Genomic DNA, 12,384 nt, shown 5'->3' with positions numbered 1-12,384 from the left:
TCGGCACCGCCCTCCGGGGCCATGAGCCCTGCACGGAGTGGAGGAGGGGGACGGCATGAAGCTGGGAATCGGTATCGGCTGGCGGCCGGAGATCGCGGAGGCCATCGAGGCGCTGCCGGGGATCGACTGGGTGGAGGCGGTGGCGGAGAACATCTGCACCGGCCATCTGCCCGATTCGCTGGCCCGGCTCAGGGAGCGCGGGGTCACGGTCGTGCCGCACGGCGTCTCGCTGGGCATCGGCGGGGCCGAACGCCCCGACGCGGGACGGCTCGCGGATCTCGCCGCCCGCGCCGAGCTGCTCTCCGCGCCGCTGGTGACCGAGCACATCGCGTTCGTACGGGCCGGGGGGCCGCGCACCTCTTCGCCGGGGCTGGAAGCGGGCCATCTGCTGCCGGTGCCGCGGACCCGGGACGCGCTGGACGTGCTCTGCGAGAACGTACGCATCGCGCAGGACGCGCTGCCGGTGCCGCTGGCCCTGGAGAACATCGCGGCGCTGATCTCCTGGCCCGGCGAGGAACTGACCGAGGGGCAGTTCCTGGCGGAGCTGGTCGAGCGCACCGGGGTCCGGCTGCTGATCGATGTCGCCAATCTGCACACCAACCACGTCAACCGGGGCGAGGACCCGGCCACCGCGCTCGACGAACTTCCGGTGGAGGCCATCGCGTACGTACATGTGGCGGGCGGCGTCGAGAAGGACGGCGTCTGGCACGACACCCACGCCCACCCGGTCACCGCGCCCGTCCTCGACGTCCTCGCCGAACTCCGCTCCCGGGTCGACCCGCCCGGCGTCCTCCTGGAACGCGACGACGACTTCCCGCCCGCCGGGGAGCTGGCGGGCGAACTGGATACGATCCGCGCCACCTTGGACCGGGCGGCGGCGAACATGACGCGGCCCGCGCAGGGTGTCCGTACGGCCGCGCGGACCGGAGCGTCCGCGCCCCCGGACGCCACCCGCGACCGGCTCGCGACCGCCCAGACCTCGCTGCTCTCCGCCCTGGTCGCCGGTGGCCCCGCCCCGCAGGGCTTCGACCGGCGCCGCCTCGGGATCCAGAGCCGCGCCCTGGCCGCCAAGCGGGCCGGGGTCGTCGCCAAGGTGGCACCCGAACTGCCGGACATCCTGGGCACCGGCTACCGGGACGCCTTCCTCGCGTACGCCGCGGACCGTCCCATGTCCGCCGGATACCGGCGCGACGCACTGGACTTCGCCGAGGACCTGCTGATCGCGGGCCGGCCCGCCGACGGCGCCGCGCGGCGCCGTCTGACCCAGTGGTGGCAGGATCGGGCCGGCGCACGCCCGCCGCGCCGCACCACCCGGCTCGTACGAGCGGCCCGCGCGGCCCTGACAGGAAGGTGACCGGCATGAACACCGTGGCACTGCTGGTGGATCTCGGCGTCGTGGTCTCCTGTGTCCTCCTGATCGTGGGGCTGGCGCGGGCCCGCGGCGGCGCCGGCGGCTCGGTCCACGACCTCTACGAGGCCGCCTTCCTCAACGGCGGTCCGGGCAGGGTCGTGGACACCGCGCTCACCGCGATGCATGTGGACGGACGGATCGCCGTCGGCGGTCCCGGAATCGTCGCCGTCCAACGGGCCGACGCCCGGGACCCGGTGGAGCGGGCGGTGCTCCAGGAACACGCCATGGCCCCCAGCGGCGCGCTGCACACCCTGCGCGAGGCGGTGATGCGGCACCCGGCGGTGCAGGAGATCGGCGACGGGCTCGCGGCCCGCGGTCTGCTGGCCGCGCCCGCCGCGGGCCGGACCTGGCGCCGCTGGGGCATCGCCCAGGGGCTGGTCTGCGTACTGGCCGTGCCGCTCACCGTCGTGGCGACCGTCACGCAGTCACTGTCCGACGAACTGTCCCCGGACTCCCCCGTACCCTTCGTCTTCAAGGTGCTCCCGGTCCTGATCCCCGGCTTCCTCACCGGCTTCATCTGCGCCGGCATCGCCCGGGGACGCGTCACCGGGTCGGGGCGGCGGGCCGCCGAGGCGTACCGCTCCGCCCGGGCAGGCAACCCGCAGCCGGCCCATCTGGTGGCCACGCACGGGCTGCGGGCCCTCCCCGATCCCGTGCTCCAGGCCCAGCTGATCGCGGCGGCCAGGATGCAGCCGGGCGGACGGGCGGCGGGCCGGCACGCACACACGGCGGCGACGGCGTCCACGGGCGCCTCCGCCCTGCTCCTCGCACCGGTGGTGTGGTGCGCCGGTACGAGCCCCGGGCACGGCAGTTGCGGGAGCTCCGGCGACGGGGGCAGCGGCGGAGGCGGGGGCGGATGCAGCTCCGGGTCGGGCTGTGGTTCGGGGTCCGGCTGCGGCGGGTCGAGCGGCTCCGGTTGCGGTGGCAGCAGCGGTTCCTCCGGCAGCAGCTGCGGCGGTGGGTCCAGTTGTGGCGGTTAGGGTGATTTCGGCGCCGCCGAATCGTCCGCATGATGAACAGGCCATGGCTTTCCCGGCCCGCCTCGCATAGAAATCCGCCATGCTCTGGGTTCTGTTGCTGCTGGTCGCATGGGGTGCGGCAGCCATCTCGTGCGCCCGGCTCTGCCTCGTATCGGCCCGCACGGGGCTGCTGTACGACGCGTCCGAGGAGGCCGTGCCGGGCATCGGCACCGGTCATGAACTGACCCTGTACGAGACCGCGTTCCTGGCCGGCGGCCCCCACCGGGTGGTCGATCTGGCGCTGGCCACCATGCATCTGCGCCGACGGCTGCTGCTCGCCCACACCGGCTGGGCGACGGTCGTCGACCCGGAGGGCCGGGACGAGATGGAGCGCACGGTGATACGGGCGATAGGTCCGCAGGGCCAGTCCCGGACAACGCCGGTACGGGCGGCCGCGGCCACCGCCGACGCCGTGCGCGCCCTGGGCGACCGGCTCGTCGCCGTCGGCCTGGCGCTGCCGGGCGGTGCGGGGACCGATGTCGTCGGCGCGGTGCGCGCGGTGCGGGGCGCGGCTCTGCTGGTGGTCGCGATGGGCGCGGCAGTGCTGCTGATGCCCGGTCAGGAACACGGGCCCGGCGGCGCGGTGATGTCGCTGCTCGTCTGGTTCGGGCTGCCGTTCGCGCTGACCGTCGGCTGTCTGGCCATCGCCCGGATGGAGATCCATCCGTACAGCTCATGGGCCTCACCGGCCGGTCAGCGGCTGCTGGCCGCGAACGAGGTCCCGGCCGCGGGGGCGGACCGCGACGTCCTGGCGGCGCTCGCCGTACGGGGTGTGCGCGCCGTGGCCGATCCGGCGCTGCGGGCCGCGCTCGGCGGCGGGTCGGGCGGACCGCTGCGGTAGTTGCCGCCGGTCCGTCACGGGGTGGTGCGGATGACGCCGGTGCGGCGCGCGGAACGCGCGCCGCACCGGGAGCCGAACCCGGTGTCGCTGGAACGACGGGCAGCGCGAAAGCGCCGGTGCCCGCCGTCTGATCTTCCGGGTTGGGGTGGTCGGAGCCCGCTCGCTACGCGAGCCCGGCCACCAGGTCTGCAACCGACTTCCTGCGCCCCGTGTAGAACGGGACCTCTTCGCGGACATGCATCCGCGCCTCGGAGGCCCGCAGGTGACGCATCAGGTCGACGATGCGGTAGAGCTCGTCGGCCTCGAAGGCGAGGACCCACTCGTAGTCGCCGAGCGAGAAGGAGGCGACGGTGTTGGCCCGGACGTCGGGGTAGCCGCGGGCCATCTTGCCGTGGTCCGCGAGCATGCGGCGACGGTCCTCGTCGGGCAGCAGGTACCAGTCGTAGGAGCGCACGAAGGGGTACACGCTGATGTAGTTGCGCGGCGTCTCGTCGGCCAGGAACGCCGGAATGTGCGACTTGTTGAACTCGGCGGGGCGGTGCAGCGCCATGTTCGACCAGACCGGCTCCAGTGCCAGGCCGAGCCTGGTGCGCCGGAAGAGGTTGTACGCCTCCTGCAGCTCGTCCGCGGTCTCGGCGTGCCACCAGATCATGACGTCGGCGTCGGCACGCAGGCCGGAGACGTCGTAGGTGCCGCGGATGGTGATGTCCTTGGCCGCGAGCTGGTCGAACAGCTCCTGGACCTCGTCGGCGTAACCGGCCCGGTCCGCGGGCAGGACGTCGCGCAGCTTGAAGACGGACCACAGCGTGTAGCGGATGACCTCGTTGAGGTCCTTGGCCTTCTTACCCGCGTTGGGGCCCTTGCTTGATTTCACAGTCTCAGGCGCACTCATACGGCTATTGTCCCGCCTCGCTCCGTGTGCCCGTAACCAGGGTCGACGTGGCGATGATCTCTTCCCCGGAACCGCCGCCGAGCTCGGCCGCGATCTCGTCCGCGGCGCGGTGGGCGCTCGCGATGCACGCCGGGATGCCGACGCCGTCGTAGACCGCTCCGCAGACCCGCAGCGCGGGCAGCTCGGCGACCTCGTCGCGGATCCGGGCGACCCGGGAGAGATGGCCCACGGGGTACTGGGGCAGTCCGCCCGTCCACCGGGTGACTTCGGTGTCCACGGGCTTCGCGGCCAGTCCGGTCGCCTCGGCGAGGTCGCGCAGCGACACGTCGACGAGCTCGTGGTCCTCGCGGTGGATGTGGTCCTCCTCGCCGTAGCGGCCGACGGAGGTACGCAGCACGAAGAGGTCCGGGGCGGAATCGGCGACCCAGTTCCACTTGTGGGAGGAGAAGGTGGACGCCTTGATGGTGCGGCCGTCGACCGGGGGGACGAGGAAGCCGGAGCGGCCGTCGAGTGCGGTCGTGGCGGCGACGTCGGAGCGGCGGAACGCCATGGTGACGAGCGCCATCGACGCGTACTCGACGGCGGCGAGCTCGGCGGAGGCCGCGGGGGACTCGGCGGCGAGCAGGGTGGAGGCGGACCAGGCCGGGGCGGCGAGCACGATGCCGTCGGCGGTGATCACCCGGCTGTCCGTGCGGATGTCCCAGCCCTCGGCGGTACGGCTCAGGCCGAGGACGGGGGTGGCGGTCAGGATCTCCCCGCCCGCCGCGCGTACGGCGTCGGCGACCGCGCCGGGCAGGGTGCCGATGCCGCCGTCGATGCCCTGGAAGACCGGTCCGGTCTGCTGCCGGGCCGCGGCCCGCTCCTGGATGCGCCGGACCCCGTCGAGCAGCGAGCCGCCCTCCCGCGCCGCTTCGAAGAGCTGCGGTACGGCGGCGCGCATCGAGATCCGGTAGGCGTCGCCCGCGTACACACCGCCGAGCAGCGGCTCCACGAGCCGGTCGACGACCTCGCGGCCCAGGCGGTCGGCGACGTACGCGCCGACGGCGACGTCGTCGCCGACGGTGGTCGGGGTGAGGTCGCGCTCCTGCGCGATGCGGGCGAGGCCCTGAGGGGAGAGCAGTTCGCCGAGCGCCGCCGGATCGCCGGGCACGCCCATCACATGGCCCTTGGGCATGGGCCGCAAGGCGTCGCGCGTCCAGACCGAGGCGGTGGCCGTGGCTGGTGGCTGCAGTCGGTCGCCGAGCCCGACGTCGCGTGCCAGGCCGACCGCCTCCGGGCGCCGGGCGAGCATCGACTCGGCGCCCAGGTCGACCCGGGTCCCGGCGATCTCACCGGTCATGAGCTTGCCGCCGAGCCGCTCGGTGGCTTCGAGCAGGGTGACGCGCAGTCCGGCGCCGAGGAGCCTGTGGGCGGCGGCGAGACCGGCGATGCCTCCGCCGATGACGACGACATGTCCGGTGCCCGGGACCGCGCGGTTGTGTGAACGCTGCATGACCCCACTCTCTCAAACCCCTTCCGAGTCCTGAACGTGACTGCTTCGAAACCGTCATTCGGCAACCCGCACCGGGGTCCGCTACGTCGAACCGGCATCGTCAACGACCCGCCTTGGGGGCAGTCATGCAGACCTACCGGCATCCCGGCCGTTCGTCCGTCCGTCGTCCGCGCACGCTCCTGGCGGCCGGCCTGGTCGCCGGCCTCCTCGCGCTGAGCGGCTGCGGTGCGTCGGACAGTGCGAGCGACGCGAGTACCGGGGACAGCAAGAGAGCGCTCGGCACGGCCGAGCGGGGCGCCGCCGACGCCGCGTCCGGGAAGGCGGAGCAGGGGGCGGGTGGTGCGCCTTCGCAGCGGAAGAAGTCCGATGCCCTGCCCTCGGGCACCCATGTCATCCGTACCGCCACGCTCGCGGTGGAGGTGAAGAACGTGCCGAAGGCGGCCGCGGTCGCCCGTTCGGTCGCGGAGGGTTCGGGCGGTCTGGTGGCCAACGAGGAGACCGAGCGGGTCGACGACACGCATGAGATGTCACACCTCGTGCTGCGCGTTCCGCAGGGCGAGTACGACGCGGTGCTGAAGGAACTCGCGGGCACCGGAAAGCTGCTGTCGCGCACCTCGTCGGCGAAGGACGTCACCGATCAGGTGGTCGACGTGGAGAGCCGGATCGCCACCCAGCGGGCGAGTGTGGCACGCGTGCGGAAGCTGATGGAGCGGGCCGGGAAGCTCAGCGACGTGGTCACGCTGGAGGGCGAACTGAGCAGCCGCCAGGCGTCCTTGGAGTCGCTGCTCGCCCAGCAGGCGTCGCTGGAGGACCGCACCTCGCTCGCCACGATCACCCTCGACCTCTCGGAGCCGGAGACGGCGGCGAAGGACAGCGACGACGACCCCGGCTTCCTGGACGCGCTCGCCGGCGGCTGGCATGCCTTCGTGACGGTGCTGCTGTGGCTCGCGATGGCGGTGGGCGCCGCGGCCCCGTTCCTGGTCGCGCTCGCGGTGCTCCTGCTGCTGTGGCGGCTGCTGCGCCACCGGCTGCCCGGACGCCGCAAGCCGCGGACGCCCGAGGCCGCCGGGTCCTCGCCCGCTCCCCCGGCGTCGTAGCGTGGTCCCTTCGGACTCGGCGTCGAAGGGACCAGGCATGACGGCGGAGCGACTGGTGATCATCGGCGGTGACGCGGCGGGCATGTCCGCCGCGTCCCAGGCCCGCAGGCTCAAGGGCCCCGACGAGCTGGAGATCGTCGCCTTCGAACGGTCCAATTTCACCTCGTACTCCGCCTGCGGCATCCCGTACTGGGTCGGCGGCGACGTCACGGACCGGGACGCGCTCGTCGCCCGTACGCCTCAGGAGCACCGGGCCCGCGACATCGGCCTCCGGATGCGCACCGAGGTCACGGAGATCGATGTCGCCGGGCAGCGGGTGCGGGCCGTGGACCTGGGCACCGGCGAGGCGTACTGGACGGGCTTCGACAAGCTGGTGATCGCCACGGGCGCCCGCCCGGTGCGCCCGGCGCTGCCCGGCATGGACGCGCCCGGGGTGCACGGGGTGCAGACGCTGGACGACGGCCAGGCGCTGCTGGAGTCGCTGGACCGGGCGCCGGGCAGCAGACGGGCGGTCGTCGTCGGGGCGGGTTACATCGGCGTGGAGATGGCGGAGGCGATGCTGAAGCACGGCTTCGACGTGACCGTGCTCAACCGCGGTGAGCAGCCGATGGCGACGCTCGACCCCGACATGGGGCGGCTGGTGCACGACGCGATGGACGGGCTGGGCATCACCACGGTCAACCGGGCCGAGGTCACCGCGATCCGCACCGGTTCGGACGGCCGGGTCCGCGCGGTCGCCACGGGCGACGCCTCCTACCCGGCGGACGTGGTGGTGCTCGGCATCGGGGTGGAGCCGGAGACGACGCTGGCGCGCGCCGTCGGCCTCCCGCTGGGCCCGCACGGCGGGCTGCTGACCGATCTGTCGATGCGGGTCGTCGGACACGACAACATCTGGGCGGGCGGCGACTGCGTGGAGGTCCTGGACCTGGTGGCGGGCCGCACCCGTCACATCGCGCTGGGCACCCACGCCAACAAGCACGGCCAGATCATCGGGTCCAACGTGGGCGGCGGCTACGGGACGTTCCCGGGAGTGGTCGGCACGGCGGTGAGCAAGGTGTGCGATCTGGAGATCGCCCGCACCGGGCTGCGCGAGAAGGACGCCCGCGCGGTGGGCCTGCGGTTCGTCACGGCGACGATCGAGTCCACGGGCCGGGCGGGCTACTACCCGGGGGCGCGGCCCATGACGGTGAAGATGCTCGCGGAGTACCGTACGGGCCGGCTTCTCGGGGTGCAGATCGTGGGCCGGGACGGGGCGGCCAAGCGCGTGGACATCGCGGCCGTGGCGCTCACGGCCGGGATGACGGTGGAGCAGATGACCGCCCTGGACCTGGGCTACGCCCCGCCGTTCTCCCCCGTCTGGGACCCCGTCCTGGTGGCGGCCCGCAAGGCGGTGACCGCGGTGCGCCGGGCGGGCACCGCCTGAGTGCGCGGTGCCCGGCCCCGGCGGCTCAGCGCTCGGTGCTGGTGTGCACGTACTCGACGAGCCGGGTCAGCGCGTCCGGGTCCATCGTCGGCATCACGCCGTGGCCCAGGTTGAAGACATGGCCTTCCAGGCCGGCGGCCGCGTCCAGCACCTCCTGGGTCTTCTCCTCCACCGTCGCCGTCGGCGCGAACAGCACCGCGGGGTCGAGGTTGCCCTGGAGCGCCTTGCCGGGCCCGACCCGGCGCGCGGCCTCGTCCAGCGGGACGCGCCAGTCGACACCGACGACATCCGCGCCCGCCTCGCCCATCAGGCCGAGGAGTTCACCGGTGCCGACGCCGAAGTGGATGCGCGGGACGCCGTACGGGGCGACGGCCTCGAAGACCTTGACCGAGGCGGGCAGCACCGAGCGCCGGTAGTCGGAGGGGGCCAGCGCGCCCACCCAGGAGTCGAAGAGCTGGACGGCCGAGGCACCCGCCTCGATCTGCACCTTGAGGAAGGCGCCGGTGATCTCGGCGAGCCGGTCCAGCAGATCCGCCCAGAGCTGCGGGTCGCCGTACATCAGGGCCTTGGTGTGCTCATGGTTGCGGGACGGGCCGCCCTCCACGAGGTAGCTGGCGAGGGTGAAGGGCGCCCCGGCGAAACCGATCAGGGGGGTGGCGCCCAGCTCGGCGGTGAGCAGGCCGATGGCCTCGGTGACGTAGCCGACGTCCTCGGGCGTGAGGTCGCGCAGCCGGGCCAGATCGGCGCGGGTACGGATCGGGTCAGCGATGACCGGGCCGACACCGGGCTTGATGTCGAGGTCGATGCCGATGGCCTTGAGCGGTACGACGATGTCGCTGAAGTAGATCGCGGCGTCGACCTTGTGCCGGCGGACCGGCTGCATCGTGATCTCCGCGACCAGCTCCGGCATCATGCAGGAGTCGAGCATCGGGATGCCTTCGCGGACCTTCAGGTACTCCGGCAGCGAGCGCCCGGCCTGGCGCATGAACCAGACCGGCGTGTGCGGCACGGGCTCGCGGCGGCACGCCTTCAGGAACGCCGACTCATGGGTGGCGGAGGTCTTCGTCTGCTGGCCCATGGGGCGATCGTTGGCACTCACACCAGGAATCTTCGCACGAAGCGGTATGCAGCCGGGCCCGCCCGGGTGTCTCTCCCTGCGCGAAGCGCCGGTTCCGCCTACTCTTCCCCGCATGGCTCCGGCTCAGGGACAGTTCTCCGATCAAACCGATGGCGCTGACAGCAAGGACAGCGAAGAGGGCGACTCCGTCCCGCCCGCGTTCCGGTCGGCGGTGGACGCGTTGCATTCGGCGCGGCTCCGCCCCGAGCTGGAGGTGGAGCCGACGAGGCCGCCCAAGCGGCTGGCTCCGTACGCGTACGCCCTGGAGGCCGCGGTCGTCGACGGCGAGGACGATCTCGCCGACGGCCGCCTCGTGCTGCTCCACGACCCGGCCGGGCACGACACCTGGCAGGGCACCTTCCGCCTGGTGACGCTGGTGCGGGCCGAGCTGGAGCCGGAGATGGCCTCCGATCCGCTGCTGCCGGAGGTGTGCTGGTCCTGGCTGACCGGTGCGCTGGAGGCGCGCGGCCTGTCGTACGGGGAGGCGGGCGGCACGGTGACCCGGGCGGGCTCGCACTACTTCGGCGCGCTGGGCACCAGACGCCCGGCGACCCAGATCGAGATCCGGGCGTCGTGGACGCCGCGCGAGGGCCGCGGCGGGGTGCCGGACACGGCGGCGCATCTCATGGCGTGGGGCGACCTGCTGTGCCAGATCGCCGGCCTGCCGCCGTCGGACCCCGTCGACGCGGCGGTGGTGACCCTCCCGCAGCGGCGCGGCCCGCAGGTTCCCTGAACTTTTCTCTCCGACTTCTTCGACGAACTTCATCTCTGGCCGAAATCACCCCCCGCCGGTAACTGTGCGTCACATTCGCCGCCCAGTCACCGGCGTTCTTTTCGTACAATCGATCGCATGTCCGATTTGCCCGAATTGTTACTCACGAAATCGTGATCTTCCCCTAAAGGAGCACGGGTCTGCTGCCGAAGAGGTCAATGACCCTTCAAGCACGGTTCGCCCCGGCTTCATCCCCGAGCCGGCCCGTCCCGCCACTCCCCAGGAGGCCTGGTGTCCGTTCTCCTAGAGCAGCCCGCAAGCCTGGTCGCCTACCGCCCGAACAAGCCGACGGCCATGGTCGTCGTGGCCGACCCGCGCGTCCGTTCCACCGTCACCCGCCATCTGTGGGCCCTCGGAGTACGTGACGTCATCGAGGCGTCGTCCATCGCGGAGGCTCGTCCCCGCGTCGGCAATCCGCGCGACATCTGCGTAGCCGACGTCCACCTGCCCGACGGTTCCGGGCTGACCCTGTTGTCCGAGACCCGAGCAGCCGGCTGGCCGAACGGCCTCGCCCTTTCCGCCGCCGATGACATCGGCGCCGTACGCAACGCCCTCGCGGGCGGTGTGAAGGGTTACGTCGTCACCGGCACACGTACCAATATCGGCCACCCCACCCGTCCCGGCGTCGCCCCCATCGGCGCCAACGCAGCCCGTATGCAGCGCCGGCCCCCCGGCACCCCGAGCCACCCGGGCGGCTACCGCGAACTGTCCGGCCGCGAGGTCGAGGTCCTCCGGCTGGTCGCCGAGGGCCAGTCCAACAAGGCCATCGGCGTCTCCATGGGCCTGTCCGCCCTGACCGTCAAGAGCCACCTCGCCCGAATCGCCCGCAAGCTCGGCACCGGAGACCGCGCAGGAATGGTCGCCGTCGCCCTGCGCACGGGAATCATCCACTGACGCCCGCGCTCCGGCCGGTCCACGCAGGCACGGACCGGCTGGTTTGCATTCATCGGCGCCCGTCGACGGAACGTTCCGTCGACGGGCGCCGTACATACACAGATACCCTTGACACGTGACCGACGCCCAAGAGACCGCAGCAGACACATCACTGCGAACCACCGGGGGCGCTCCCCCGGACGACGTCGCCCCGGCGCCGATCCCCTTGCTCGAACCTCGCGAGGGCATCCCCCCGGTGGTGGCGTCCGACGACGCCCTCGCCCGGGTGATCGCCGCCTTCGCGGCCGGCTCCGGCCCGGTGGCCGTCGACGCCGAGCGGGCCTCCGGCTACCGCTACGGCCAGCGCGCCTATCTCGTGCAGCTGCGCCGTGACGGCGCGGGCAGCGCGCTGATCGACCCCGTCGGCTGCCCCGACCTGTCGGGCCTCGGCGAAGTCCTGACCAGCAGTGAGTGGATCCTGCACGCCGCCACCCAGGACCTGCCCTGTCTGCGGGAAATAGGGATGACTCCCACCGGGCTCTTCGACACGGAGCTGGCCGGGCGGCTGGCCGGCTTCCCGCGCGTCGGCCTCGGCGCCATGGTCGAGAGCGTGCTCGGCTACTCGCTGGAGAAGGGCCACTCCGCCGTCGACTGGTCCACCCGCCCGCTGCCCGACCCCTGGCTGCGCTACGCGGCGCTCGACGTCGAGCTGCTGATCGACCTGCGCAACGCCCTGGAGGACGAGCTCGACCGGCAGGGCAAGCTGGAGTGGGCCCGCGAGGAGTTCGACGCGATCGCCTCGGCGCCGCCCGCTCCCCCGCGCAAGGACCCCTGGCGCCGCACGTCCGGCATGCACAAGGTCCGGCGTCGCCGCCAGATGGCGGTGGTACGGGAGCTGTGGACGGCGCGTGACCAGGTCGCGCAGCGCCGTGACATCTCGCCGGGCAAGGTGCTGGGCGACGCCGCGATCGTCGAGGCGGCGCTCGCACTCCCGCCGAACGTCCAGGCGCTGACCGCGCTGCCCGGGTTCGGCCACCGGATGGGGCGGCGCCAGCTGGAGCAGTGGCAGGCGGCCGTCGACCGGGCCAAGGCGCTGCCGGACGCCGAGCTCCCCCAGCCCGGCCAGACCCTCGCCGGTCCGCCGCCGCCCCGCGCCTGGGCGGACAAGGACCCCGCCGCGGCGGCCCGGCTCTCGGCCGTCCGCACCGCGGTGTCGGAGCTCGCCGAGCGGCTGCACATGCCCCAGGAGAACCTGATCACCCCGGACACGGTGCGCCGGGTCTGCTGGGAGCCGCCCAAGAACCCGACCCCGGACGCGGTGGAGACCGCGCTCGCCGGGTACGGGGCGCGCCGCTGGCAGATCGAGCAGGTTGCCCCGCTGCTGCTCCGCGCGCTGACACCGGCGGCCTGAGGGGCTCCGACGGGGGCGCAATCGCGCCAGGTTGTG

The 12,384-nt window shown here is 73.0% G+C and carries 11 protein-coding genes; 8 read left to right on the top strand and 3 right to left on the bottom strand.

The window, feature by feature from the left end; translation table 11 throughout:
- Nucleotides 1-55: 55 nt before the first annotated feature.
- The 3 genes from BT364_RS16805 to BT364_RS16795 all read left to right on the top strand — a co-directional run bounded on the left by BT364_RS16805 (nucleotide 56) and on the right by BT364_RS16795 (nucleotide 3,271).
- Nucleotides 56-1,354 carry an MbnB/TglH/ChrH family RiPP precursor modification enzyme gene (locus BT364_RS16805; RefSeq protein WP_072485975.1) on the top strand — a complete coding sequence of 433 codons (1,299 nt, stop codon included), beginning with the start codon at nucleotides 56-58 and terminating at the stop codon, nucleotides 1,352-1,354.
- Between the two features lie 5 nt (nucleotides 1,355-1,359).
- Nucleotides 1,360-2,391, top strand: coding sequence for a TIGR04222 domain-containing membrane protein (locus tag BT364_RS16800; protein WP_143166501.1), 1,032 nt, complete (start codon nucleotides 1,360-1,362; stop codon nucleotides 2,389-2,391).
- A gap of 79 nt (nucleotides 2,392-2,470) precedes the next feature.
- Nucleotides 2,471-3,271 (top strand): TIGR04222 domain-containing membrane protein, encoded by an 801-nt coding sequence (locus BT364_RS16795; RefSeq protein WP_072485973.1) that lies wholly within the window; start codon nucleotides 2,471-2,473, stop codon nucleotides 3,269-3,271.
- A 163-nt stretch (nucleotides 3,272-3,434) separates the two neighbouring features.
- Here the strand turns inward: BT364_RS16795 and hemQ are convergent, their stop codons facing one another.
- Both hemQ and hemG read right to left on the bottom strand, forming a co-directional pair.
- Nucleotides 3,435-4,163 carry a hydrogen peroxide-dependent heme synthase gene (gene hemQ / locus BT364_RS16790; RefSeq protein ID WP_072485972.1) on the bottom strand — a complete coding sequence of 243 codons (729 nt, stop codon included), beginning with the start codon at nucleotides 4,161-4,163 and terminating at the stop codon, nucleotides 3,435-3,437.
- 4 nt (nucleotides 4,164-4,167) lie between these two features.
- Entirely contained in the window at nucleotides 4,168-5,655 is a 1,488-nt protein-coding gene (gene hemG, locus BT364_RS16785; RefSeq protein WP_072485971.1) for a protoporphyrinogen oxidase, read from the bottom strand.
- A gap of 125 nt (nucleotides 5,656-5,780) precedes the next feature.
- On the opposite strand from hemG, the gene BT364_RS16780 reads away from it, so the two are divergent.
- Together BT364_RS16780 and BT364_RS16775 are read left to right on the top strand one after the other, a co-directional pair.
- Nucleotides 5,781-6,752 carry a DUF4349 domain-containing protein gene (locus BT364_RS16780; protein ID WP_072485970.1) on the top strand — a complete coding sequence of 324 codons (972 nt, stop codon included), beginning with the start codon at nucleotides 5,781-5,783 and terminating at the stop codon, nucleotides 6,750-6,752.
- Nucleotides 6,753-6,789: 37 nt separating this feature from the next.
- Nucleotides 6,790-8,175, top strand: coding sequence for an FAD-dependent oxidoreductase (locus tag BT364_RS16775; RefSeq protein ID WP_072485969.1), 1,386 nt, complete (start codon nucleotides 6,790-6,792; stop codon nucleotides 8,173-8,175).
- A gap of 25 nt (nucleotides 8,176-8,200) precedes the next feature.
- Here the strand turns inward: BT364_RS16775 and hemE are convergent, their stop codons facing one another.
- Complete coding sequence (gene hemE, locus BT364_RS16770; RefSeq protein WP_072485968.1) at nucleotides 8,201-9,274, bottom strand: uroporphyrinogen decarboxylase; 1,074 nt, start codon at nucleotides 9,272-9,274, stop codon at nucleotides 8,201-8,203.
- 91 nt (nucleotides 9,275-9,365) lie between these two features.
- On the opposite strand from hemE, the gene BT364_RS16765 reads away from it, so the two are divergent.
- The 3 genes from BT364_RS16765 (at nucleotide 9,366) to BT364_RS16755 (ending at nucleotide 12,348) form a co-directional block, all read left to right on the top strand.
- Nucleotides 9,366-10,025 (top strand): DUF3000 domain-containing protein, encoded by a 660-nt coding sequence (locus tag BT364_RS16765; RefSeq protein ID WP_072485967.1) that lies wholly within the window; start codon nucleotides 9,366-9,368, stop codon nucleotides 10,023-10,025.
- Between the two features lie 270 nt (nucleotides 10,026-10,295).
- Entirely contained in the window at nucleotides 10,296-10,958 is a 663-nt protein-coding gene (locus BT364_RS16760) for a helix-turn-helix transcriptional regulator (RefSeq protein ID WP_072485966.1), read from the top strand.
- Nucleotides 10,959-11,073: 115 nt separating this feature from the next.
- Nucleotides 11,074-12,348 carry a ribonuclease D gene (locus BT364_RS16755; protein ID WP_072485965.1) on the top strand — a complete coding sequence of 425 codons (1,275 nt, stop codon included), beginning with the start codon at nucleotides 11,074-11,076 and terminating at the stop codon, nucleotides 12,346-12,348.
- Nucleotides 12,349-12,384 lie beyond the last annotated feature (36 nt).

Source organism: Streptomyces atratus (assembly GCF_900119365.1).
In the GTDB taxonomy this organism is placed as follows: domain Bacteria; phylum Actinomycetota; class Actinomycetes; order Streptomycetales; family Streptomycetaceae; genus Streptomyces; species Streptomyces atratus_B.
The sequence above is the reverse complement of the archived record's forward strand: the minus strand, read 5'-3'. Positions and strand labels throughout refer to the sequence as shown.

What these genes read in the sequence shown, in the direction of transcription:
- BT364_RS16800 (WP_143166501.1), top strand. Translation starts at nt 1,360, where the DNA reads ATGAACACCGTGGCACTGCTGGTGGATCTCGGCGTCGTGGTCTCCTGT.
- hemG (WP_072485971.1), bottom strand. Translation starts at nt 5,655, where the DNA reads ATGCAGCGTTCACACAACCGCGCGGTCCCGGGCACCGGACATGTCGTC.
- BT364_RS16765 (WP_072485967.1), top strand. Translation starts at nt 9,366, where the DNA reads ATGGCTCCGGCTCAGGGACAGTTCTCCGATCAAACCGATGGCGCTGAC.
- BT364_RS16780 (WP_072485970.1), top strand. Translation starts at nt 5,781, where the DNA reads ATGCAGACCTACCGGCATCCCGGCCGTTCGTCCGTCCGTCGTCCGCGC.
- BT364_RS16775 (WP_072485969.1), top strand. Translation starts at nt 6,790, where the DNA reads ATGACGGCGGAGCGACTGGTGATCATCGGCGGTGACGCGGCGGGCATG.
- BT364_RS16805 (WP_072485975.1), top strand. Translation starts at nt 56, where the DNA reads ATGAAGCTGGGAATCGGTATCGGCTGGCGGCCGGAGATCGCGGAGGCC.
- hemQ (WP_072485972.1), bottom strand. Translation starts at nt 4,163, where the DNA reads ATGAGTGCGCCTGAGACTGTGAAATCAAGCAAGGGCCCCAACGCGGGT.
- BT364_RS16795 (WP_072485973.1), top strand. Translation starts at nt 2,471, where the DNA reads ATGCTCTGGGTTCTGTTGCTGCTGGTCGCATGGGGTGCGGCAGCCATC.